The organism is Actinokineospora sp. UTMC 2448, assembly GCF_024760565.1.
Lineage (GTDB): Bacteria > Actinomycetota > Actinomycetes > Mycobacteriales > Pseudonocardiaceae > Actinokineospora > Actinokineospora fastidiosa.
In genome coordinates this window covers 1,250,114-1,274,286 of record NZ_CP031087.1, presented here as the reverse complement: position 1 = coordinate 1,274,286, position 24,173 = coordinate 1,250,114, and the positions used below count along the sequence as shown (strand labels likewise).

The following is a 24,173-nucleotide window of genomic DNA, read 5'->3' as shown; positions in this document are numbered from 1 at the left end:
CTCGTGCCGTCAGCCCGCGGCCGCGACCGGGAGCGGGGCGCGCAGCGCGCCGCGGTGGGTGAGGATGTCCTGGACGATGTCGTTGGCCCGCGGGGCGAGCACGCTCAGCAGCGAGTCGGCGATGCCGTGGGTGGCCTCGTTGACGCCCTGCAGGTAGCAGGCCGCGCTGCTCGGCCGGTCGATGACCAGCCGGTAGTCGCGGGTGACGCGGATGTCGTCGAGCCCGATGGCGTCGGCGACGTGGCGCACCATCCTGGGCATCTCCGGGGAGAAGCCGGTGCCCAGCAGCACCAGGTCGGTGCGCACCTCCTGGACCGCCCCGGTGCGCCAGTCGGTCAGCTCGACGACCACCTCGTCGCCCTCCTCGCGGGCGGCGGTGATGTCGTGCATCGGCACGACCCGCAGCCGGGAGCGCCCGGAGAGCCGGTCGAGGTAGAGCTGCCGGTACAGCGACTCCATCATCCCGGGCGCCAGGCCCGCGTAGTTGGTGTGGCGCATCTCGGCGAGCATCTGCCTGCGCGCCTCCGGGCGGGAGGCGTAGAAGGTGTCGATGAACGAGCCGAAGAACAGCTCGTTGTTGAACTTGCTGGTCTCGTAGCAGTTGAGCCCGATGCTGCGCATCACCATGGTGGGGCGGCACTCCGGCAGGTCCTGCTGCACCGCGGAGAACAGCTCGGCCGCGCTCTGGCCCGCGCCGACCACGAGGACGCGGTACGGCAGGTCCTTGCGCAGCGTGGCCACCCTCGGCAGGTACTCGGTGCTGTGGATGACCCGCTCGCGGGCGATGGCGGCGAACTGGTCGGGGATGCGGGCGTCACGGCCCGCACCGATGACCAGGTACCGGCTGCGGACCGTGCGGCCGTCGGTGAGGTGGGCCTCCCAGCCGGTGATCTCCTCGCGGGTCCAGACCGGGGCGATCCGCGCGCACTCCGACTTAGTCCGGATGTCCACCATGGACAGCGACTCGGCCGTCCACTTCAGGTAGCCCGCGAGCTCGACGCGGTAGGGCACGAAGCTGCCCATGTTGATGAACTCGTCGAGCCTGCCGGTGGCGTGCAGGTAGTTCAGGAAGGAGAACCGGCTGCGCGGGTTGCGCAGGGTCACCAGGTCCTTGAGGAACGAGACCTGCGACAGCGCCTCGGGCAGCAGCATCCCGCGCTGCCAGGAGACCTCCTCGTCGCGCTCGATGATGAGGGTGTCCTGGGCGATGTCGGGGGCCATCTCCTCCAGGGCCACCGCGAGGGCGAGGTTCGACGGGCCCGCGCCGACTGCCAGCAACTCAACGTCCATGTTCGCTCCGTTCATGCCGTGCTCAGGTGGACTTCGGACAGCGCCTTGTCCAGCAGTGCCGCGCACTCGTCGGGGTCGGCCGCCGCGCAGACGACGTAGGCGTGGCGGGAGATGAACGCCGCGGGCGGCAGCCGCATCTCCGTGCCGGGCTCGACCAGCGCGGCCGCGGCGACGACCCCGTCGTCGGGCACGTGGACGGCCGCCACGACGCAGTCCGCGGCGGGGTAGGCGAAGCGCACGCCCACGCTGCGGGGCTCGCGCGCCTCGGGGACCACCGGGGTGCGGCCCATGGCCACGTCCACCGCGACCGCGCCGGGCTCGACGCCGGTGGCGTGGCGGGCCAGCAGCGGGATCAGGTCGCCGCCGAGCCGTCCGTTGATCTCGACGATGACCGGCCCGCGCGGGGTCAGCTTCAGCTCGGTGTGGGTGACGCCGTGGTCGAACTCGATCGCCTTGTGCGCCGCGGCCAGCGTGGCCCGCAGGCCGGGGTCGTCCAGCAGGTCGTCGTCGGCGCTGACGACGTGGCCCAGCTCCTCGAAGTAGGGGTGCATGCCGATCGTCTTGCGGGCGACGAACAGCGGGGTGTACGCGCCCGCGACGACCGCGCCGTCCACGCTGATCTCCGGCCCGGTGAGGTACTCCTCGACCAGCGCGCCGCCCTGGTAGGCCTTGGCGCCGATCAGGCTGGACTCCTCGGCGGCGTGGAACGCCCTGGCGACGGCGTCGGCGTCCTCGGCGAGGACGACGCCGATGCTGGCGCCCAGGCCGCGCGGCTTGACGATCACCGGGTAGCCGATCGCGTCCGCTGCCGCGACCGCGTGCGCCTCGTCCCGGACGAACGCGAACCTCGGCTGGTCGACGCCCGCGGCGGTGAGGACCTCGCGGCTGTGGAACTTGTCCCGGCAGCCCTCGATCGCGCCGGTCCCCGCGCCGGGCAGGCCGAGGTCGGCGGCGACGTGCGCGGTCGTCACGATCAGCGCCTCGTCCCAGGACAGCACCCCGACGACCGGGACAGCGGCGGCCAGCTCCCGCGCGGCGGCCAGCACGGCGTCGCGGTCCATCAGGTCGACGACGGTGGCGCCCGCGAGGTAGCCGGACTGCCAGGTCGGCTCGTCGGCGGTGAACATCCACAGTGGATGCCTTCCCGCCGCGGACGCGAGCAGGTACTCGCGGTAGGGGCGCATCCCGCAGCCGATCACGAGGACGACGCCGTCTGGTTCGCTCATCTTCTCCCCATCTCGTCGCGGCCAATGACAACGGCAGGCGCGGTTGACCGGAAGGCCCGCGCGGCCAGAACAATCAACAGGCGTCCAGGCGCGCGGCCGGGACGGCGGCGCCGCGGACCCGGCGCGGCAGTCGGAACACAGCGCCGTCGGTGGCGGACGGCCGGTCCAGCCACATGCTGGCGCTCGTGACGTACACAGTGGACTCGGTGAAGCAGACGCTCGTCGGGCGGGTGGCGGGCACGGGGATCGCCTCGATGAGCGAGCCGTCGGGGCGGTAGCGGTGGACCGCTCCCCCGCCCCAGACGGCGCTCCAGACCGTGCCGTCGGCCTCCACGGCCATCCCGTCCGGCCAGTGGTCCTCGATCTCGGCGAACAGCCGCGGTTCGCCGACCGTGCCGGTCGCGACGTCGTAGGGGTAGGCGTCGATGCGGTTGCGCGAGCTGTCGGCGAGGTACATGACCGTCCCGTCCGGTGAGAACACCGGGCCGTTCGGGATGGCCAGGCCGTCGACGATCGTGCGGACCGTGCCGTCGGGGTCGACGGCGTGCAGTCGTCCCGCGCCCGGCTGCTCGTCGGCGGCGTAGGCCATGCTGCCCGCGATGAACCGGCCCGCCGGGTCGACGGTGGCGTCGTTCATGCGCTGCCGCACGCCTTCCTCTGCGGGCCGGGCCAGCCAGGTCAGCGGGTCCGGCGCGGCCGGGTCCAGCACGGCGATCCCGGTGCCCGCGGCGGCCACCCAGCGGCCGGGGCGACCAGCCAGCGGGGCGACGGCGCCCAGGGGGACGTCCAGCTCGACCAGGGTGACGTCCGCGCCGCCGCGGCGGACGAGCAGCCGCCCGGTGAGGATGTCCACCCAGTGCAGCTCGCCGTCCACCCAGCGGGCGCCCTCGCCCAGTTCGTAGCGGCCGGTGGAGACGGGTTCAGTGCACTCTGCGTTCACCCGACACGCCCCGGTAGCGGATCGCCCAGAGGCTGCGGCGCAGGTAGGTGCGCTGCAGCCAGCGGTCCCGGCCGTCGTGGCGGGCCAGGAACTGCGACCGCGCGTGCAGGCCCTTGCGGTTGTTGATCAGCAGCGCGGTGCCGGGCTCCAGGTAGACCTGGTGGGCGACCTCTCGGCAGACCCGCTGCAACACGTGCAGCGCCGCCTCGGCGTCCTCGGTCAGCCCGCGCACGCCATTGGCGGAGACGGAGATCTCCGGCGACTCGTCCGGGCCGGAGATCACCGCGACCGGGTCGGACAGCACCTCGGCGCCGCCCGCGAACTCGCGCACGTAACTGCCGGGCGCGTTGAGGCGGAACAGCGGCGCGCGCAGCGTGTCGAGGACGTCCGGGGCGAGCGCGCGGGAGATGTCGCGGGCGTCGGCGTAGTAGGTGACGGCCTCCTTGCCGGGGTCCTGGCGCAGGCAGTGCAGCACCAGGAAGTCCGGGTTGGACACGTCGTAGCGGCCGGCCTCGTCGTGGACGATGTCGTTGTGGAAGTTGAGGAACACCCCGGAGCTCTGGTTGGTCTGGGTGGCCGCGCCCGCGGAGACCGGGACGACGTCGTGGACCAGCCTGCCCGCCTTCTCCGTGGTGAAGCCGACCGGCTCGCCGAGCAGCTGGCTCAGGCCGAGCAGGACGCCCTCGGCGACGAACGTGCGCTTGTCCGGGCTCGGGTTGCCGTCGACGGGGGTGGCGGGCAGCTCCGGATCGACCGGCAGGTTGCGCACCAGCGCGACACCGGGCGTGTCGACGTGCCTGCCGAAGTCGAGGACGGCCTGCAACGCGCCCAGCGGCAGGCGGGCGAAGACGGCGTGCAGGCGGGCCAAGGCGCGGTCGATGTCCAGCACGGGATCGGCCAGCGGCAGCAGTTCCGCGCCGATGGCGTCGCGGGCGGAGTCGGGCAGGGTGATCTCGGCGAAGGTCGCCGGGGCGAGGGTCGTCGTCATGTCTTTCCTCTACAGTCGTGCGGGGATACGGTCGATCGCGGTGAGGGCGGGCGCGGTGGCGATCGTGGAGACCAGCGTCATGACCACCAGGATCGCGAACACGGTCGGGCTGATCACGCCCATGCGCAGCCCGATGGTGAGCACGACGAGCTCGGTCAGGCCGCGGCAGTTCATCAGCGCGCCCAGGGAGAGCGACTCCCGCCAGCCGAGGCCGGTGAGCCGGGCGGTGGCGGTCGTCCCGCCCCACTTGGCCAGCACGGAGATCGCGGTGACGGCGGCGCACACCGCCCAGAGGGCGGCCGAGTCGAGCAGGCCGAAGGTCGTCTGCAGCCCGGTGTGGACGAAGAACAGCGGGAGCAGCAGCGTCACGGTGATGCTCTCCATCCGCGCGCCCGCCCGCTCGATGACCGGCGTGCGCGGGACGACCACGCCGAACAGGAACGCGCCGAAGATGGGGTGCACGCCGATGCGGTCGGTGGCCAGCGCGCAGAGCATCAGCCCGCCGAGCAGGATCGGCAGCACGGCGGCGTCGGAGACCGCGGCGATCACCCGGGCGAGCACCGGCCGCAGCGCGAACAGCGCCCCGACGAACGCCGCGGTGAGCCCGACGGTCACCAGCACCCCGCCGATGGACCCACCGACCCCGACCGCGACGGCCAGCGCGAGCAGACACCACACGACGACGTCGCCGACGGCCGCACAGGTCAACGCGAGCGCCCCGAGCGGCGTGTCGGAGATACCGCGGTCGGTGAGGACCCTGGCCAGCACGGGGAACGCGGTCGCGCTCATGGCGACCCCGAGGAACAGCGCGAACCCGGCAAAGCTCACGTCGCCGCCGAAGCGCGGGTACAGCCAGAACGCGAGCAGGACCCCGGTCAGGATCGGCACGACGAGGTTGACCTGCACCACCATCGTCGCCGTGAGCCCCCGCCCCCGCAACGCCGTCGGATTGATCTCGGCGCCGACCAGGAACATGAAGAACACCAGCCCGAGCTGGGCGATCGTGTTGATGGTCCCGACCACGTGCTCGGGAAACAACCACCCGAACCCGGTAGGCCACACCGCCCCCAGCAACGACGGACCGAGCAACACCCCAGCCACGATCTCCCCGATCACCGCAGGCTGCCCGATGCGGCGGAACAACGCACCCACGAGGTAACAGGCGGCCAGGATGACCGGGAGGGCGAGCAACAACCGGGGATACGGATCCAACGCCGCCTGCGCAGACGAGGGAGACAGGCCCGCCACGGCCACCACAGCACTCACGACCGGGCCGCCTTCCCCAACTCAGCCACAACGGCACCAGCACTGGCCACACCAACGCCGACCCCACCCCCACATCCACCGGCAGCGACTCCACCCCCGCACACACCGGAAGCGACTTGAGCCCTCGACGCACCAACGGCGGCTCCGGCCCTCGACGCACCGAGACCAGCCCCGGCTCCACCAGCAGCGGCTCCGGCCCAAGACACGCCGACAACAGCTCCAGCCCCCAACCCACCGATGCCAGCCCTGGACTCACCGACAGCGGCTCCGGCCCCGGAGGCGCCGAGAGCGACCCCAGCCCGCGACTCGCAGACAGCGGCCCCAGCCCCCCGCCTACCGACGCCAGCCCAGACCCCGGAGGCACCGACAGCGGCGCCAACCCCTGACACACCGGCAGCGACTCCGGCCGTCAGCTCTCCGGCAGCGACCGCAATCCTCGATCCACCGACGCAAGCGCCCGGCCCACCGACGCCAGCCCCAGCCTCCGACCCACCGACAGCGGCTCCAGCCCGACACACACTGTCGCCAGCCCCCACCTCGGACACGCCGACAGCGGCGGCCCGAGCCCTCAGCCCACCGGCAGCCGCTCCGGCCCCCAGCCCACCGACAGCGGTCGCCGTCCCCGACGCACCGACACCGGCCACCGCCGCACTCGCACCGGACCCAAGCCGCGACGCAAAGACAGCCCCAGCCCCCGACGCACCGGCGGCTTCAGGGCGGTGGGCTGTGGGGCCGGTCCCCTGGGGCGTTGCCCACGGGACCGGCCGATCGGCCTGCGGAAAGGGGCGCATGGCGGGTCAGGTCCGCAGTTCCAGCGTGCAGCACTTGACGCTGCCGCCTGCCTTGAGTAGTTCGGACAGGTCGGCGGGGATGGGGTCGTAGTCGTGGTCGCGGAGTTGGGCGATCAGGGTCGTCGCGGCCTGGGGCAGGATCACGTGGCGGCCGTCGGAGACGGCGTTGAGGCCGAAGGCGGCGGCGTCCTCCGCGGAGGCCAGGATGGCGTCCGGGTACAGGTCCTCCAGCACCCGGCGGCTCTCGTCGGAGAACGCGGGTGGGTAGTACATGATCATCTCGTCGTCCAGCACGGCCAGCGCGGTGTCGAGGTGGTAGTAGCGCGGGTCGACCAGGGTCAGGCTGACCACCGGCACGCCGAAGTAGTCCGCCGCCTCCGCGTGGGCACGCGGGCTGGTGCGGAACCCCGTTCCCGCGAGCAGCCGGGACCCGGCGACGAGGTAGTCGCCCTCGCCCTCGTTCACCCACTGCGCCTGGCGCACCGACTCATAGCCCCGCGACCGGAACCACGACAGGTACGCCCCCGCCTCCGCCGAGCGCTGGGTGTGGCGGAACCGGGCGACCAGCACGCGCCCGTCGAGCACGGTGGCGCCGTTGGCCGCGAACACCATGTCGGGCAGGCCGGGCCGGGGGTCGAGCTGCTCGACGCGGTGCCCGAGTTCGCCGAACAGGTCGCGCAGCCACTCCCACTGGGTGACGGCCAGCTGGGCGAAGGTCGGCTTGCCGGGGTCCATCCACGGGTTGATGGAGTACTCGACGTCGAAGTGGGTCGGTCTGACCATCAGGTAGTGCCGGGGGGTCGCTGTGCGCGCCACGCGTGCCTCCATTCAGAAGTCCGATCAGGACAGCTTGACTTCGATCCGGTCCGCCAGGTCGGTGGCGGCGCGCATGGCGTCGTCGAACGACGTCCCGGTGGCCCCGATGCCGCCCAGGATGCTGTTGCCGTGCGGGGGCCTGCGGATCACGTCGCCGGGGCGGGCGGAGACCTTGAGGTAGAACAGCTCCTCGGCGTCGGTCACCTCGCCGGGCACGCCGATCGACTCGACCGTGCCGCTGTCGCAGATCAGGCACATGGCGAACGTGTGCACGGCGGTCGGGGTGAAGTGCCGGACGTCCGGGCGCACGCCGCGGGCGACGTCCATCACCGCGCGGATCGGGTCGTACCCGGCCGAGATGCGCGCCATGTGGTCCAACCCGCCCCCGCCGGGCCGCACGGCGATCTCCAGCAGATGCGGTTTGCCCCCGTGGAAGCGGACCTCGGCGTGCAGCGCGCTGTTGGCCAGACCCTGCGCCCGCACGCCCGCCGCGACCAGCGCGTGCACCTCGGCGACCTGCTCGGGGCGCAGCGACGTTGGCGCGTGGTGGACGTCGTCGTCGAAGGTGTCGCCCTCGATGGTCACCCGGTCCACAATGGAGCCGAGGAACACCTCGCCCTCCCACACCAGGGCCTCGATCAGGTGCTCGTGGCCGTCGAGGAACGACTCCAGCAGCAGGCCGTGCGGACCGAGGTCGACGCCGCCCGCCTCCATGGCGTACCAGGACATCTCGTCGATGCCCGCACTCGCCTGGGCGTACCGCTCGCGCAGCTGGTCGGCGTCATCGATGCGGAAGACGAAGTTGCTCGCCGCGCCGAGCGTCGGCTTGAGGATGACCGGGTAGCCGAACTCCTCGGCGGCCGACAGCGCCGACTCGACCGTCTCGACGAACGCGAAGCGCGGGTGCGCCGCCCCGCCGCGCTCGTGGGCCTGGCGCATGATGAGCTTGTTGCGGCTGGTCAGGGCCGCGTCGACGCCGATGCCGGGCAGGCCGAGCGCGGCGGCCACCGCGGCGACGGCGACCACGCCGGACTCGGAGAAGGTGAGCACGCCGTCGAAGTCCTCCTCGGCGTGCCACGCCTTGGCGTGGGCGATGAGGTCGGCGATGTGGGTGCTGTCCGCGCGGCGGTAGCGGTCGGCGGGCCACAGGTCGTCGGTGCCGACGCCGTTGAGCACGTACAGCTCCGCGCCGAAGTCGGCGATCTGCTGGTAGCGGCTCTGGTAGTAGTAGCCGTTCTGGCGGGCTTCCAGGGCGAGCAGCTTCATGAGACACCTCGGGTCAGTGAGGGGCGGACCACGCGGTCGAGCGACGCGATCCCGGTCGGCTCCGGGTCGACGCCGGTCAGCCGCTGGGCGAGGGAGCGGGCGATGAGCGGGGCGAACTTGAATGACGTGCCGCCGCAGGCCGCGTGCGACAGGACCCGGTCGCCCAGCGCGGCGACCATCGCGCCCTTTGTGGACTCGCGGGACAGGTAGTAGCAGTCGCGCGCGTCGATGACGTGATCCCGGCGCACGCCGGGCACGATGTCGGCGAACACCTCGATGAGGTGGTCGCGCCAGTGCGGCGGCGTGGTGTTGTCGCCGACCTCGTCGACCACGCGGCAGGCGCTGTCCGCGCTGAGCTTGAGCGCGGCGCCCGCGATCGGCGGCACCAGCCACGCGCCCTCTGTCGGACCGAGGGAGCGGATGGTCGGCACGCCCGCCCATGCCGCCGGGTCGGGAACATCGCAGTAGATCATGCTTTGCCTGCGCAGCACCAGTTCCCCGGCGATGGCCGGGTCGAGCAGGTCGCGCGACCACGGTCCGATCGCCACCAGCACGGCGTCCCCCGCCAGCTCGCCGCCGTCGGCGAAGCGCACGGTGGCGCGGTCGGCGTCGACGGCGACGACCCGCCGGTGCGGGCGCAGCTCGGCGCGCGGGTGCCAGCGCAGCCATCCCGCGCAGGCCGCGAGCAAGCGGTCGGCGAGCAGGATTCCCGCGTGGGACTCGTGAAGCGCCGTCGCGCCGTCGGGGAAGGCGACGGTCGGATACGCGGCCAGTTCGTCCGTACCGACGACCCGTGCGCCCGGTATCCGGTCTGTCGCGTTCATCGTGAGCGAGCCGATCCGCTCGTAGATACGCGTGGACAGCAGGCTTTCCAGCTCGATCCACCGGTAGTGGGCGCGCACCGCGGCGACCCTGGCGTCCGGGTCGTCGGTGTGCTGCGCCCGGATGACCCGGTTGCGATCGAAGGAAGTCGCCCCGGTGAACGGGATGTCACCCTGGTCGAGCAGGATGACGTCGTGTCCGGCGGAGACGCAGTCCATGGCGGTCAGCAGCGCGATGACGCCTCCGCCGACCATCACGATCCGCATCGCACGCCTCCCGGACGCGCGCCATCACCGTTGCGGCACAACACGATCGGCCTCCCTGTCACCGGCGGTGAGGCGGGGCCCCACTCGCACGAGGACAGTCAAGCCGCCCGCCGGATTGACCGGAAGGACCGGCGTCAGCGAACAATCAACGCTAATCCAGGCCGCGTCGCGCGCGTCGCTCGACGAGCAACGGGGTGCGCTGTCCGGCGTCGCGTTCGGCGTCGGAGGCGAACACACCGACCAGCGGGGAGACGCGATAGCGGCTGGCGACCCCGGACCGGGTCAGCAGTCCCGCGTCGACCAGCGACTCCAGCAGGTCGTCCGCGTCGCGCACGGACACCGTCATCGCCGAGGCCAGGCCGATCGCGGTCGTCCACCCGGCCCCGTCGCGGCCGATCAGGTAGAGCGCCTGGCGGGCGGCGGGCGAGAGCTGCCGGAAGGCCGATGCCAACCGGTCGCGCACGCTGACGTCGCCGACCTCCAGGGTGTCCATCAGCCGCTCGTGGTCGGCCAGCAGCTCGGCGGTGTGCGCGATCGACCACTCCGGACGCGCGGCGATCATCCGGCCGACGATGTTGACCGCGAGCGGCAGGCCGTCGCACAGCTCGGCGAGCGCCTCGGTGGCCTCGTACTCCGCCTGCACCCGCTCGGCCCCGGCGAGCCTGCCGATGAGCGCCATGGACTCGGCGCGGGCGAAGGTGGCCAGCTCGACGCGGCGGGCGCCGTCGAGGCCGAGCAGCCGGGCCCGGCTGGTCACCACGACCTGGCTGCGCGCCGACCGGCCCAGCAGCGGGCGGACCTGGCGCTCGTCGCGCGCGTTGTCGAGCAGCACGAACAGCTTGCGTTGGGCGAGCAGCGACCGGTAGAGGCCGAGCCGCTGGGTGGAGTCGTCGGGCACCTGCTGCGCCGGGACGCCGAGCACCCGCAGGAAGTCGCGCACGATCGAGTCCGGGCCGTCGGAGACGCCGAGGTCGGCGTAGAGCTGGCCGTCGGGGAAGGCGGCGGCGAGGTCGTCGGCCATGCGCAGGGCGAACGCGGTCTTGCCGACGCCGACCGGCCCGGTGACCACCAGCGGCGTGCGGCCCGCGCCGAGCAGCTTGCCCGCCGCGGTCAGCGCCTGCCCCCGGCCCAGGAAGACGGCGGGGCCCATGGGCAGCTGCGCCGGGCGGGCGGGCCCGGCTGGCTCGCCGTCGTCGCGGATGTCCATCGGCGCGCCGACGTCCTCGGCGACCTGCCGCCACCGCCGCTCCCACTCGGCGCGGTCACCGCCGCAGGCCGCGGCGAACGCCAGCGTGACGGCCAGCGTGGGCAGCTTGTGCCCGCTCGCCGCGCTGGACAGCACCGACGGCGCGAACAGCGCGGTGCGCGCCAGCTCGCGGTAGCTCGGGTTGCCCGCCTGATGGCGCAGCGCGCGCAGGTCTTGCGCGAAAGCGACGATCGGACCGCTGGTCCCGTCCAGCGGTCTCTCGGGTCTGCCCATGCGTTGTCTCCCCTGATGGCACAGCTCGCTCCATATCCCCCAACGGCCAACCACGCCCAACCCTAGGAACGTGATTAGTTCGCCGAAAGTGACCAAACGCAATAAGACGAATGGTCCGAACGGTAGGCACCGTCACTCGGTCGGCCTAAAAAAGTGCCTATCAACGTCCGGTCCCGTAACAGACCGCGCCCACTACTGTTTCGCCTGTGCTACCTGACCCGCCCACCCTGGCCGCGCTGCGCCGGACTTCGGCGATTTTCAACGACTACAGCGGCGTCGACAAGTCCTGGCTGCGGCTGGCCGGGACCGCGCTCGACCTCGCCGACGCCGAGCACCGCGCCCTGCTGCTGCGGTTCCTGAACTCGTGGGGCTGCCGCATCCGCTACCCGGGCGACGGCGACCCTTTCGACGCCGACCTCGCGGCCTGGTGGGAGTCGTGGGGGGCAGCGCTGCCCGCAGGCGCGCTGGCGGAGCTGTCCGACGTCGAGATCGACGCGCTGGGGCGGGCGTACGCGGACCTGGCCGCGGTCGCGGTGTCGTCCCGCAGGACGCTGGGCGCCACGGCGGCGTCGAAGGCCCTGTACGCGCTGCGGCCGCGCGCGGTGATGCCGTGGGACGCCGCGATCGCGACCCGCGTGCACGGCACGCGCGACGGCGCCGCGTTTGCCGCCCACCTGCGGCTCGGGCGCACGTGGGCCAACGCCGTGCTGGCGGAGTCGGCCCAGGAGGAGCAGGCTCTGTGCGCGATGCTCGCCCGTCCCGTCTCGCTGGCCAAGATTCTGGACGAGTACCTCTACGTCACCATCACGGCCGCGAACTGAGGAGGCCCCGTGGTCACCGCCGACGACGTCCGGGCGATCGCCCTGTCCCTGCCCCGCGCCTACGAGGCCCTGGTCCGCGACCGCGTCAAGTTCCGCGTCGGCCGGATCGTGTTCCTCTCCCTGTCCCCGGACGAGACGGTCCTGGGCTTCGGCTACCCGAAGGAGGAGCGCGCCGCGCTGATCGAGGCGGAGCCGGACAAGTTCTTCCTGCCCGTCCCGTCGGACATGCGCTACAACTGGATGCGCGTGCGCCTGGCCGCGATCGACCACGCGGAGCTGGAGGAGCTCGTCATAGATTCGTGGCGGATGACGGTCCCGAAGAAGGTCTGGACGGAATACCTGGCCTCCCGAGAGTCCTAAGGGGACCTTGACGGCAAACGGGGCGCGGTCCGCTTCCGGAGCCCGTCGGCCACCCGGGTCCAGCGGACCCGAGGGGAAGGGTAGGGACAACCCCCGCCCCGAATCGGGAGTGTTCCGGATGTGACCGCGCGCCGGTTTCGGCGACCGTTGTCGTGTGAGCATTCATGGGGAGATCGCGGCGCCGGAGAGCGTGCGCGCACGGGGCTTGGCACTGGGATTCGTCGGCCTGGCGCTGTCGGCGGTGTTCATGGTGGGGGTGCACGTCGTCGGGAGTGGACAGATCAATCCCGTCGACTCGACGCTGTCCGCGCTCGTCTTCGTCGACGGGTACGGCTGGATGTTCGGGGTGAGCGTGCTGGCGATGGCCATGGCCGCCGTGGGCCTGCTGCTCACCGTCCCGAGGACCGACCGGCTGCTGCGGGCCGCCCTCGGCCTGGCGGCCCTGTCCTGCCTTCTGGTCGCGGTGTTCCCGACGAACAGGAGCGGCCCGCTGACGGTCTCCGCGGAGATCCACCGCTATGCCGCCGGGGTGGCGTTCTTCTGCGTTCCCATCGCCGCCGTGCTGGTCGCGGCCCGCCTGCGCCGCTCGACGACCCGCCGCTGGCTCCTCCACAGCGCGACGGCCACCGCGGTCCTGTTGCTGGTGTTCCTGGTCAGCCACTTCGGTCTGGTCCCCACGGAGATCCAGGACATGCGCGGCCTGTTCCAGCGCATGATGTTCGTCCTCCAGCTGGCGATCCTCGCCCAACTCCTCCGGGCCCGGCAGCCCGCGCCCGTGCGGCGGCCCGCGCTCGTGCTCGCCGCGTGACGGGAATGTCCGTTCACGGTATGCATATATGGCAATTTCACCCCACAGTCGGCCCCTACTGAGTGAACAAGCCGTACGCGACCATCCAGCGGGTTGTCCCCCTTTACCCTGCTGGAGGCAGCAACCATGTCCCGTTATCCCCTCGTGCCCATCGCGGTCGGGGTGGCGCTGACCGGCGCGCTTCTCGTGGCGCCGCTGGCCACCGCCGCGCAGACGGCGCCCAACATCCCGGTCGCCAACGTCCAGGCCCACCTCGACCAGTTCCAGACGATCGCGACCAACAACGGCGGCAACCGGGCGCACGGCAGGCCCGGGTACCAGGCCTCGGTCAACTACGTCAAAGGCAAGCTCGACGCCGCGGGCTGGACGACATCGGTCAAGTCGTTCACCTACAACGGCGCCACCGGCTACAACCTCATCGCCGACTGGCCGGGCGGGAACCCGGACGCGATCATCATGGCCGGGGCGCACCTCGACTCGGTGACCGCCGGGCCCGGCATCAACGACAACGGCACCGGGTCCGCGGGCCTGCTGGAGGTCGCGCTGGCGATCTCCGCAGCCGACCTCGCCCCGGAGAAGCACATCCGGTTCGGCTGGTGGGGCGCGGAGGAGCTCGGCCTGATCGGCTCGACGAACTACGTCAACAGCCTGCCGTCCACCGAGAAGGCGAAGATTGACGCCTACCTCAACTTCGACATGATCGGCTCGCCGAACCCCGGCTACTTCGTCTACAGCGCCTCGGGCCAGCCCGCGGGCTCGCTGGAGCTGCAGCAGGTGCTTGAGGGCTACTTCCGCTCGATCAACGTGCCGACCGAGCTGACCAGCGTCGGCGGCCGCTCCGACCACGCCGCCTTCGCCCGCGCGGGCATCCCCGTCGGCGGCACCTTCACCGGCGCCGAGGGCACCAAGACCAGCGCCCAGGCCCAGAAGTGGGGCGGCACGGCCGGCCAGGCCTACGACGCCTGCTACCACCGCTCCTGCGACCGGACCGGCAACGTCAACACCGCGGCGCTGGACCGCAACACCGACGCGATCGCGCACGCCGTCTGGACGCTGGCGGGCGAGGGCGGCGGCGGCCCCGACCCCGACCCGCGCTTCGAGAACGGCACCGACGTGGCCATCCCCGACCTGACCACGGTCGAGAGCCCGATCACGGTGTCCGGCGTCAGCGGCAACGCCCCGTCCGACCTGGCGGTCCAGGTGAGCATCCTGCACACCTACCGCGGCGACGTCGTGGTCGACCTGGTGGCCCCGGACGGCACGGCGTACCGGCTGAAGAACTCCTCCAGCTCGGACTCCGCGGACAACGTGATCGCCACCTACACCGTCGACGCGTCGAGCGAGACGGCCAACGGCACCTGGAAGCTGCGCGTCGGCGACGTGGCGCGCTACGACACGGGCCGGATCGACAGCTGGGCGCTCCAGTTCTGATCCGCACCCCGTGACGCGGGCCGCCCCGGACGGGGGGCGGCCCGCGTTCCCGGTTTCAGCTCACGCCCTAGTTCACGCAGGGCGGGCCCTGCCGGGCCCCGTTGAGGGCCAGCAGCGGGTCCGCGGCCAGCGACTGCCCGCCGGACTCGTAGTCCGCGCCCAGGAACACCTTGACCTGGCCGGGCCCGAGGTTCGCGTCCGGCTCCACGGTGTAGTCCCCGCCCAGGGCCGATGCCACCCCGCGCGCGCCCGCCTCCTCGCCGGTGGCGTGGCGGATGACCGTGTTCGAGCGCGCGGCCGAGTTGCCCGGCTCCCCGGTCTGGTAGCCGGCGCCCTGCAGCTTCTCGGTCACCTCGCCCGCCAAGCCCCGGCGGCCGGTCGCGTTCAGCACCGTGACCGTGGGCTTGGTCTCGCGGGTCTCCTCGCCCGGGGCGGACGGGCCGCCGCGCAGCAGGCTGTCCACGAACTCCTGGACCTGCAGCGGGTCGATCTCCACCGCCGAGCCGTCGTACGGGGTCGGCAGGTCGATGCGGCCGTGCGGGATGGTCAGGAACTCCAGGTTCCCGCCGGTGAAGTTCACCATCTGCTGGGCGAACTGGATGATGTTCCAGCCCTCGTCCAGCACGACCGACTTCTTGATGGCCTCCTGCAGCGCGGTCAGCTTCTCCGAGCCGGGCAGGATCATGTCCTGGGAGAACACCTTGCGCGCCATCGCCGTCATGAACGTCTGCTGGCGCACGATGCGGTCGAGGTCGCCGTTGGGCAGGCCGTGCCGCTGCCGCACGAACGCCAGCGCCTGCACGCCCTTGAGGGTCTGCACGCCCGCCGGGAAGTTCGCCCCGGAGTACCGGTCCCTGACCGGCTCCTTCAGGCAGACCTCGATGCCGCCGACGGCGTTGGTGATGTCGTAGAAGCCGAGCAGGTTGACCTCGGCGTAGTGGTCGATCGTCGCCCCGGTCAGCTCCTGGACGGTGGCGATCAGGCTCTTGGCGCCCTCGCGCCGCCCGACCCGCTCCAGCTCGCGCTCGTCGGTGACGCCCTCGGCCTGCTGGTCCTTCCTGGACTGGATCTTCGCCCTGGCGTAGGCGGAGTTCACCTTGTGCTTTCCGTATCCCGGGATGTCCACATAGGAATCGCGGGGGATGGAGACGCCGTAGGCCTGCTTCCCGTCGTTGGGGATGCGGATCATGATGATCGTGTCGGTGTTCTGCTCGCCGTCGGCGACGCCCGCGCTGAGCATGCGCAGCTGCTCCTCCGACAGCGGGTTGCCCTGCGCGTCGGTGCGGCTGTCCATGCCGACCATGAGGATGTCGATGGCGCCGTCGGCGGGCCGCTCGGTGGGGCCCATGGCGATGACGTCCGTGGTGGCCAGGCCGTCGGAGAAGTCGTCGGCGACCTGCCAGTAGTAGCCGGTGGCGGCCAGCACGACGGCCGACAACGCGCCCGCGGCCGCCTTGCCCGCCATCAGCCCGGGCCTGCGCGGGGGCGCGGCGACCGGACGGGGCGCTGGCCGCTTGGGCGCGATGCGCTCGGTGCGCAGGTCGGCCAGCCGCGGCCGACGCGAGGGCGACGCGCCGCCCTCGGCGGCGGGCACGGCCCGACGACGCTCGGCCGCGGCCCGGCGCCGTTCCGCCGACCCGTCCGGGGCACGGCGGTCCACAGCGGCCCCGCGCTCCGCGGCCAGCTCACTACGACGATCGACCCCGCCAGCGTCACGCCGACGGTCCACACCGGCCCCGCGCTCGGCGGCGGCCCCACGGCGCCGGTCGACGGCGCCGCGCTCGGCGGCCGTCCCGCGCTCGTCCGCGGGCCTGCGGCCCCGGCCCGACGCGGTCCCCCGCTCAGCCCCGGCGGCGCGCCCGGCCCTGCGCCGGTCGGCCGCGTCGCCCCCGCGGTCGGGAGGGAGGTCGCGGCGGCGCTCCGGCGGCAGGTCCCGGCGGTGCGCCTCGCGGTGGCGGTCCGGCGGCGGGACCGAGCGGCGCGCGCCGTCGCGACTGCCAGACCTCGGCCGCTGGTGCTCCACTCAATCCCTCCCTGACCCGTGCAGATAGAGACGTCCTCGGACGCCCTCGGGTTGCCCGCTAGCCTGACACACCACGGGTTCTCCCCGGTCAGCCGCCTGCCCGCTGCGACGAGCGCCACACGCGACGGCCGCGACGCCCGCCAGCGCGACCGTCGCGCCGTGCAGGACGAGGCCCGCGACGCTCGGTTTGGCCAGCAGCGCGGGCCCGCAGGCCAGCGCCGCCAGCAGCCACGGCCCGGGCAGCGCGCTGGTTCCCACCCGGACCGCGTGCAGCAGGTACCAGCCGAGCAGCAGGTGGATGATCCCCGCCATGGGGTCCAGCGGGAGTCCCAGCACCGCCGTCCCCGGTCCCGCGGCGAATCCGAGTACCCCCAGCGCGGCGTAGGCAACCCCGAGCACGGCGGCGACGCCGTCCCAGCGGGACAGCCCGTCGGCGAAGCCGTCCTCCGGCGCGGTCCGCCACTCGAACAGCAGGAACCCGACCAGGCCCGGCACCGCGACCAGGCCGAGCGCGAGCAGCGTCGACGGCCTGGCCAGCCACTCCGCGGGGAAGGCAGGCCGCGCGCTCAGCGCGGTCACCAGGCCCGTCACCAGCAGCGCGAGGCACAGATAGGCCAGGTACACCGTCATCGGCGCGGTCCGCACGATCCCCACGACCTGGGCGACGGCGGGCGCTGGCCGCGGCCTGCGCGGCAGCGCGACCACCGCGACCTGGGCGACGCCGAGCAGCAGCACCCCGGCCGCGGACGGCACGAAGCTCGCCGTGCCAGCGGGTTCGGCGATCAGCAGCGGGTCCACCCAGCCCAGCGCCGTCGACAGCACGAGCACGCCGACCGCGGCGGGCCCGGCCACCCCCAGTGCAGCGCGCGGCAGCGTGCCCGCCGCGTAGGCGTGCGCGAGCTGGGCGAACAGCAGCGCCAGCGCGATCCCCGCACCGTAGTCGGCGAAGGTGCTCGGACCGGCGATCTCCAGGGCGAGCATGACGACCAGCCACAGCCCCGCCGCGCCGACGCCCATCGCCCGGTGCAGCAGGCTCAGCACGGGCGCGACGGCCACGACCAGCAGGGACAGCCCGAGCAGCCACAGCGGCTGGACCACGAGGCGGCTGAAGGCGGTGGCGACCTCGGGCGGGGCGGCGAACAGCTCCAACGACAGCGGCACCGCCAGCCAGGCGGTGACCAGGGCGAGCACGGGGCGGATCAGCCAGCAGAGGCGCCCGGCCAGGTAGGCGCCGTAGCCGCGACCCGCGCGCCAGGCCAGCAGGCTGGTGTGGCCGCAGGCGAAGAAGAACAGCGGGACGAGCTGGAGCACCCAGGTCAGCGGCCACAGCGCGGCGGCGGGCACGGCGGCGAGCGGGGCGAAGGCCAGCGCGGTCTCGGCCAGCACGACCGCGCCGAGGGCCAGCACGCCGACGAGCGAGACGTACCCGGCCCGGTCGGGGTCGTCGACCGAGGGGGGCGGCCGGGGCAGCGGCCGGGGCGCCCTGCGGAAGGCGGGCAGCCGCGCGGCCAGCAGCACGACGACCATCACCAGCACGACGGCCCACACCCCGACGGGTTCGGCCGCGGGCGGACCCCAGTTCTGGTGCCAGGAGTTGACGACGAGGCCGACGGAGAACAGCGAGGCCACCATCCGGCAGAGCCCGGCGGAGTCGCGCGGGTTGATCCGGCACTGGGCGTGCATGTCGAGGGAGAGCCGCTCGTCCAGGGCGCGCCTGCGCTCGCCGTCGACCGGCAGGCCGGTCGCCGCGGCGTAGCGCAGCAGGTCGTAGCCCAGGTCGTGGGCCATGCAGCCGACCGAGTAGTCCCAGCGGGTGGCGGTGTCGCCCCACGGCGCCGAGCAGCCGCCCGCGAGGTTGACCGCGCGCATCGTGCCGTCCGGGGCGCGCATGAGGCCGTGGCGGACGCCGGTGACGGCGGCGAAGTCCGGCGGCAGCAGGCGGGTGGGATCGGTGTCCGGACGCGGGTCCAGCAACGCGTCGACGGCGACGGTGACCCGATTCGGCGGCACCCGCTCCGGCGGGCGCGGCCCGCGCGAGGCGACGACCGCGTAACCGCCCGCGGCCAGCACGATCAACAGCAGCCAGCCGATGCGCAGGCGCAGGGACACGCGCCGCCCGGACGCCCCCATCTCCACCGTGGCTCCCCCCACGACCGGCAGGTTAGTGGATGGACCGGCAGGAGGAGGGCGAACGCGGGCGGCGCACCCCCAGGACGCCGCCCGCGTGACTAGGCTACGGGGCTCGGTTGGCAACGGACCTGTACCCGCTACAGCACGTGCATACGTTTAGCGGTGGGCCCGCTACCTGCGCGGATGGCAGAATTCGATGTCCTAGAATGATCTGACCGGCAACTTTTCCTGCAGGCCGGGCGGCAAGAAGGGGTGAGGCCATGGGCGGGCAGGCCGCCGGGTCGTTCGGCGAGGTCCTGCGCGCGCACCGGCTGCGGGCCCGGCTGACCCAGCAGGAGCTGGCCGAGCGCTCCGGCATCAGCGTCCGGGCCCTGCGCTACATCGAGCGCGGGTCCGTCGGACACCCCCGTCCGGACTCGGTGCGCAGGCTGGCCGCCGCGGTCGGGGTGGCCCCGGAGGAGCTGACCCGGCGCGGAGGCGACGCCGCACAGCCGCACACCGCCCGGCTGGCGCTGGGGGTGCTCGGCGCGTTCAGCGTGACACAGGGCGGCCGTCCGGTCGAGGTGGGCGCGCACAAACAGCGGTCCCTGCTCGCCCTTCTGGCGGTGCGGGCCAACCAGCCGGTCCGCCGGGACGAGATCATCGACGTGCTGTGGGGCGACCGGCCGCCGGACACCTGCCTCGGCCTGGTGCACACCTACATCTCCCGGCTGCGGCGGGCGCTGGGCGGGGTGAGCAGGCGCAACCGCAACGCCATCGCGTCGGTGCCCGGCGGGTACAAGCTGAGCGCGCGCGTGGAGCAGGTCGACGCGCTGGTGTTCGAGGACCTGCTGACCCGCGCCGAGGCCCGCGCGCACACCGATCCCGGCGCCGCGCTCGACCTCTACGACCGGGCGCTCGCCTGCTGGCGCGGGCCCGCGCTGGTCGACATGGGCAGCAGGCTGCGCGGCCATCCCACCGCGGTCGGGCTGACCGTGCGCAGGCGACAGGCCGCCCTCGCCCACGCCGACCTGGCGATGGCGCTGGGGCGGCCCGCCCTCGCCGTCGAGCGGCTGCAGCCGCTGGCCCACGAGGAGCCGCTGCACGAGGGCCTGCACGCCCGGCTGATCCTGGCCCTGGCTGGCACCGGGGAGCAGGCCGCCGCGCTGCGCGTGTTCGCCGACATCCGCGCCCGCCTCGGCGACGAGCTCGGCGTGGAGCCCGGCGCGGAGATCCGGGCGGCGCACCTGCGGGTGCTGCGCGCCCCCGACGCCGAGCCCGGCCCGCAGCGCACGCCCGCGCAGCTCCCGCCGGACCCGCCGGGGTTCGTCGGCCGGGCCGCCGCGCTGTCCCGGCTCGACGCGCTGCTGCCCTCCCCGGACCGGCAGGCCAGCGCCGTGGTGGCCGTGGTCTCCGGGGCGGCGGGCGTGGGCAAGACGGCGCTGGCCGTGCACTGGGCCCACCGGGTGCGCGACCGGTTCCCCGACGGCCAGCTCAGCGTCGACCTGCGCGGGTACGCCGCGCGCAGGCCGCCGTCGACCCACGAGGTGCTGGTCCGGTTCCTGCACGCGCTCGGCGTGCCGCCGGAGCGGGTGCCGGTCGACGTCGACGAGGCCATCGGGCTGTACCGGACGATGCTGGCGGGCAGGCGGGTGCTGGTGCTGCTGGACAACGCCGCCTCGGCCGAGCAGGTGCGCCCGCTGCTGCCCGGCGCCGCGGGCTGCTTCGTCGTGGTGACCAGCCGCGACCGGCTCACCGGGCTGACCGCCCGCGACGGCGCGCAGTCGGTGCACCTGGACGTGCTGGCCCCGGCGGAGTCGGTGGACCTGCTCGGCGGGCTGCTGGGCTCGGTCCGGGCGCGCCGGGAGGCGCGGGCCGCGGCCGAACTGGCCGACACCTGCGGCCACCTGCCGCTGGCGCTGCGGATCGCGGGCGCGAACCTGGCAGTGCGGCCCGGGGACAGCGTCGCCGACCACACCCGGGAGCTGCGCGCGCGTGGGCGGCTGAGCGGGCTGGCGGTGGCGGGCGACGAGTCCGCGGCGGTGCGCGCGGCCTTCGACCTGTCCTACGACAAGCTGCTGCCCTCGGCCCGGCGGCTGTTCCGGCTGCTGGGCCTAGTGCCAGGCGCCGACGTCGACCTGGCAGCCACGACCGCGCTGGCGGGCATGGCCCCGGCCGCGACGACCCGGCTGCTGACGGTGCTGGTGCAGGGCAACCTGATCCGCGAGTCCGGCCCCGGCCGCTACGCCTTCCACGACCTGCTGCGCGAGTACGCCCGCAACCGCGCCGAGCACGAGGACACCGCCGCCGACCGGGTCAACGCCCTGGGCAGGCTGTTCGACCACTACATCGACTCGATCCGCGCGCACAGCGCGGTGCTGTGGCAGATCGGCGCGCCCGCGGCGGCCCCGCCCGGCGCGGAGGCGGCCGCGGTGGCGTGGCTGGACGAGGAGCGCGCGAACCTGGTCGCCTCGACCATCGCCGCGCCGGAGGTGGGCCTGCCCGCGCACTCGTGGCGCTTCGCCGAGGCGCTGCGCGGCTATTTCGTCAACCGGGGCGGCGGATCGGACGCGGTCATGGCGGCGACGGCGGCGCTGGGCGCTGCCCGCTCGGCGGGCGACGTCGACGCCGAGGCGTCGGTGCACGACCTGCTGGGGCTGGTGCACTGCAACCTGTCGGACTACAGCGCCGCCGTCGAGCACCACCGCTGGGCGCTGGAGCTGAGCCGGGGCACGGGCAACCGCGTGGTCGAGGCGACGGCGCTGCACAACCTGGGGCGGGCGTACTCGCAGCTGGGCCAGCCCGCGCAGGCCGAGGCGTTCTACGAGGAAGCCCTGGTGATCAACCGGGCGATCGGCAACCGCAGGGGCGAGGCCGCCGCGCTGCACTACACGGGCGCGGTCGCGCTGTCGCTGGGCAAGCCGGAGGTGGCGATCGAGCGCCACACCGAGGCGTTGGAGCTGTCGACTCGCATTGATCACCGGCAGGTGCAGGGCGCGGCGGCGCAGGGGCTCGGGCTGGCGTACTGGGCGCTGGGCGATCTGCGGCGGGCCGCGGAGTGCTACGAGCGGGCGCTGGCGGTGTGCCGCCGGTACGGCTACCGGCACGGCGAGGTCGCGATGCTGATCTGCCTCGCCGAGACGGGCCTGGACGCCGGGGAGTTCACCGAGAGCGCCGCCGGGGTGCGCGGCGCGTTGGAGCTGGCCCGGCAGCTGGGCGAGCGCAGGCACGAGGTGTCCGCTTTGGACGTGCTGGCGACCATCCAGCAGCGGACGGGCGAGTGGTCGGCCGCTGCCGAGCACTACCAGGCCGCGCTGGAGCTGGCCAGGGAGATCCGCTTCGGCTACGGCGAGGCGTCCGTGCTGACCGGCCTGTGCGCGCTGGCCCGCCGCACCGGCGACCTGGAGTCGGCGATCCGGCACGGGATGGCGGCGCTGGCGCTGATGCGCGACACCGGGATGCGGCTGCTGGAGGGCCGCGCCCTGACCGAGCTGGCGCACGCCTTCCTGGACGCGGGCGAGACGAGCACGGCGGCCGACTTCGCCGAGCAGAGCCTGACCGTGTCCGAGCGCGCGGGCCAGCGCCTTGCCCGCGGCCGGGCCCGCCACGTGCGCGCCCTGGTGCGGCAGGTGTCCGGCGACATCCCCGGCGCGGTGGACGACTGGCGGGCCGCGCTGAAGATCTTCGCCGAGCTGTCGGTGCCGGAGGAGGCCCACGTCCGGGCCCTCCTGGCGGCCTTCGCCCGGGACGTGTGAGGCGGACCCCGGCGGTGTGACCGAGGAGCGAGACGCGCTCATCGCCGAGTTGGTGGCCCCCGTGCGCGGCGAGGGCGCGCTGGGGCATCAGCTCCTCCGGCGCGTTCTGGTGCGGGAGCTCACCGTCTCCGGGCTTCCCGTGCTGGCGGCGGACCTCGCCGCGCTACCCGCGCTTATTCGGCTCGACTTGTCCGCGGCGGTTGTGGAGGATGTCGAGGCGCTGGCCGACCTCGACGTGCGGGTGCTGGTCCTCAACGCGGGGCAGGGGGACCGCTGCGCGTCGCGGACCGCCTGCCCGGCTCGTGGCGGCGCAGCGCGCGGGCGACGGCCTGCTGGCCGACGCCCTCGACTGGTCCACCTGGCTTGGGGGAGAACGATGAACGTCGATCAGGGCAACACCGCGCAGCTGGAAGCCTGGAACGGCCCGAGGGGCGCGTTCTGGGCCGACAACCTCGCCCGGTTCGAGCGGTGCGTCGCGCGCTACCTCGACCACCTGATGGCCGCGGCCGCGATCACGCCGACCGACCACGTGCTCGACATCGGCTGCGGCGGCGGGCAGACGACCAGGGAGGCCGCCCGTCGCGGCGCGAGCGCGCTCGGCGTCGACCTGTCCGAGCCGATGCTGGCCATGGCCCGCCGCGCTGGCGGCGACGACGTCGAGTTCGTCCGCGCCGACGCCCAGATCCACCCGTTCCCCGAGCGGCGCTTCGACGTCGCGATCAGCAGGCACGGGACGATGTTCTTCGGCGACCCGGTCGCGGCGTTCGCCAACATCGCGTCCGCGCTCAAGGATGGTGGCAGGCTCGCGCTGATCACCTGGCAGCCGTTGGAGCGCAACGAGTTCCTCACCGCCTTCCGGGCCGCGCTGGCGGGCGGGCGCGCCCTGCCGGTGCCGCCGGACGACGCGCCCAGCCCCTTCGCGCTCAGCAGGCCCGAGCGCGTCCACCACATCCTGGGCGCGGCCGGGTTCGTCGATGTGGAGATGTCGGCCCTCAGCGAACCGATGGACTTCGGCGACGACGACGCCTACGACTTCATCGCCGACCACTACGGCGACATCGCCGACGGCCTGGACGACGACGCCAAGGCCCGCGCGTTCGCCGCCCTGCGGGAGAGCGTCGAGGCCCACCGCACCGAGGACGGCGTCCGGTACGGCTCCGCCGCCTGGCTGATCACCGCACGTCGCCGAGCTTCCTGACCAGCTCGACGGTCTCCACCCGGCACAACTCCGCCAACCGTTCGAGCGCGGCGGGGTCGAGCTGCACGATCGGCGGCTCCGGCCCGACGTGGCAGGCCAGCCTGCCCGCGGCCCACCGCCGCAGCGGCGACAACTCGGGCCGGTCATCCCGGACAACCCGCCGCAGGTCGACCCGGACCCGCCCCATGGTCGTGCCCGCGAACACCCGGTCGTGCACCCGCGACATCAGCTCGTGCGGCATCTCCTCCAGCGCCAGACACAACTCCACGAACCGCACGATGGTGCACTGGCGGGTGCCGAGCTCGTAGGTGGCCAGCGTCTGCAGGGAGATGCCGGTCTGCAGCCTGCTGGTCAACTCCTTCCGCGTCCACCCCCGCTGTTTGCGCGCCTTGCGCAACTCGTCCCCAAGGACCCGCTGGTAGACGGCCGCCTCGATGCGCACGCCTGCTCCTTCCGCCGGACATGAACGAAAGGGACGAAGACGCCCGCCATTACGCGAACCCGCCGAAATTAGTCC

The 24,173-nt window shown here is 73.4% G+C and carries 18 protein-coding genes; 6 read left to right on the top strand and 12 right to left on the bottom strand.

Annotated elements, in window-relative coordinates; all coding sequences use genetic code 11:
• Positions 1-9: 9 nt before the first annotated feature.
• The 9 genes from Actkin_RS06050 to Actkin_RS06005 form a co-directional block, all read right to left on the bottom strand.
• Positions 10-1,290 (bottom strand): SidA/IucD/PvdA family monooxygenase, encoded by a 1,281-nt coding sequence (locus Actkin_RS06050; RefSeq protein WP_229787125.1) that lies wholly within the window; start codon positions 1,288-1,290, stop codon positions 10-12.
• Positions 1,291-1,301: 11 nt separating this feature from the next.
• A complete protein-coding gene (locus Actkin_RS06045; RefSeq protein ID WP_258906297.1) occupies positions 1,302-2,516 on the bottom strand; it encodes an ATP-grasp domain-containing protein in 1,215 nt (404 codons plus the stop codon).
• 73 nt (positions 2,517-2,589) lie between these two features.
• Positions 2,590-3,456 carry an SMP-30/gluconolactonase/LRE family protein gene (locus Actkin_RS06040; protein ID WP_258906296.1) on the bottom strand — a complete coding sequence of 289 codons (867 nt, stop codon included), beginning with the start codon at positions 3,454-3,456 and terminating at the stop codon, positions 2,590-2,592.
• Entirely contained in the window at positions 3,437-4,444 is a 1,008-nt protein-coding gene (locus tag Actkin_RS06035) for a TauD/TfdA family dioxygenase (RefSeq protein WP_258906295.1), read from the bottom strand. The genes Actkin_RS06040 and Actkin_RS06035 overlap by 20 nt, the downstream gene beginning before the upstream one ends.
• 9 nt (positions 4,445-4,453) lie before the next feature.
• Positions 4,454-5,710, bottom strand: a complete 1,257-nt coding sequence (locus Actkin_RS06030) for a cation:proton antiporter domain-containing protein (protein WP_229787127.1) — start codon at positions 5,708-5,710, stop codon at positions 4,454-4,456.
• A gap of 797 nt (positions 5,711-6,507) precedes the next feature.
• On the bottom strand, positions 6,508-7,317 hold the full coding sequence (gene ddaH, locus Actkin_RS06020; RefSeq protein WP_258906293.1) for a dimethylargininase: 810 nt from the start codon (positions 7,315-7,317) through the stop codon (positions 6,508-6,510).
• Positions 7,318-7,341: 24 nt separating this feature from the next.
• Complete coding sequence (locus Actkin_RS06015; protein ID WP_309569113.1) at positions 7,342-8,583, bottom strand: ATP-grasp domain-containing protein; 1,242 nt, start codon at positions 8,581-8,583, stop codon at positions 7,342-7,344.
• Positions 8,580-9,671, bottom strand: coding sequence for an NAD(P)/FAD-dependent oxidoreductase (locus Actkin_RS06010; RefSeq protein ID WP_258906291.1), 1,092 nt, complete (start codon positions 9,669-9,671; stop codon positions 8,580-8,582). Before Actkin_RS06010 ends, Actkin_RS06015 begins: the two co-directional genes overlap by 4 nt.
• 151 nt (positions 9,672-9,822) lie before the next feature.
• Positions 9,823-11,151 (bottom strand): AAA family ATPase, encoded by a 1,329-nt coding sequence (locus Actkin_RS06005; protein ID WP_189212268.1) that lies wholly within the window; start codon positions 11,149-11,151, stop codon positions 9,823-9,825.
• A 206-nt stretch (positions 11,152-11,357) separates the two neighbouring features.
• On the opposite strand from Actkin_RS06005, the gene Actkin_RS06000 reads away from it, so the two are divergent.
• The 4 genes from Actkin_RS06000 (at position 11,358) to Actkin_RS05985 (ending at position 14,571) form a co-directional block, all read left to right on the top strand.
• Positions 11,358-11,972, top strand: coding sequence for a hypothetical protein (locus Actkin_RS06000; protein WP_258906288.1), 615 nt, complete (start codon positions 11,358-11,360; stop codon positions 11,970-11,972).
• 9 nt (positions 11,973-11,981) lie between these two features.
• Positions 11,982-12,332 carry an MmcQ/YjbR family DNA-binding protein gene (locus Actkin_RS05995; RefSeq protein ID WP_258906287.1) on the top strand — a complete coding sequence of 117 codons (351 nt, stop codon included), beginning with the start codon at positions 11,982-11,984 and terminating at the stop codon, positions 12,330-12,332.
• A 154-nt stretch (positions 12,333-12,486) separates the two neighbouring features.
• The gene (locus Actkin_RS05990; RefSeq protein ID WP_258906285.1) at positions 12,487-13,140 is read left to right on the top strand and encodes a DUF998 domain-containing protein; all 654 of its coding nucleotides are present in this window, start codon (positions 12,487-12,489) and stop codon (positions 13,138-13,140) included.
• 126 nt (positions 13,141-13,266) lie between these two features.
• The gene (locus tag Actkin_RS05985) at positions 13,267-14,571 is read left to right on the top strand and encodes a M28 family peptidase (RefSeq protein ID WP_189212272.1); all 1,305 of its coding nucleotides are present in this window, start codon (positions 13,267-13,269) and stop codon (positions 14,569-14,571) included.
• Positions 14,572-14,638: 67 nt separating this feature from the next.
• On the opposite strand, the gene Actkin_RS05980 is transcribed toward Actkin_RS05985, so the two are convergent.
• Together Actkin_RS05980 and Actkin_RS05975 are read right to left on the bottom strand one after the other, a co-directional pair.
• Positions 14,639-16,594: an LCP family protein gene (locus tag Actkin_RS05980; protein WP_258906284.1), complete on the bottom strand. Its 1,956-nt coding sequence runs from the start codon at positions 16,592-16,594 to the stop codon at positions 14,639-14,641.
• Positions 16,595-18,745, bottom strand: a complete 2,151-nt coding sequence (locus Actkin_RS05975; protein WP_258906282.1) for a phospholipase A2 family protein — start codon at positions 18,743-18,745, stop codon at positions 16,595-16,597. It abuts the gene before it with no gap.
• A gap of 239 nt (positions 18,746-18,984) precedes the next feature.
• Between Actkin_RS05975 and Actkin_RS32570 the strand changes: the two genes are divergently transcribed.
• Both Actkin_RS32570 and Actkin_RS05950 read left to right on the top strand, forming a co-directional pair.
• Positions 18,985-22,458, top strand: a complete 3,474-nt coding sequence (locus Actkin_RS32570) for a tetratricopeptide repeat protein (RefSeq protein ID WP_189212275.1) — start codon at positions 18,985-18,987, stop codon at positions 22,456-22,458.
• Between the two features lie 16 nt (positions 22,459-22,474).
• On the top strand, positions 22,475-23,656 hold the full coding sequence (locus Actkin_RS05950; RefSeq protein ID WP_258906281.1) for a class I SAM-dependent methyltransferase: 1,182 nt from the start codon (positions 22,475-22,477) through the stop codon (positions 23,654-23,656).
• On the opposite strand, the gene Actkin_RS05945 is transcribed toward Actkin_RS05950, so the two are convergent.
• Entirely contained in the window at positions 23,631-24,098 is a 468-nt protein-coding gene (locus tag Actkin_RS05945) for a helix-turn-helix domain-containing protein (protein WP_189212277.1), read from the bottom strand. The genes Actkin_RS05950 and Actkin_RS05945 overlap by 26 nt on opposite strands.
• Between the last annotated feature and the right edge of the window lie 75 nt (positions 24,099-24,173).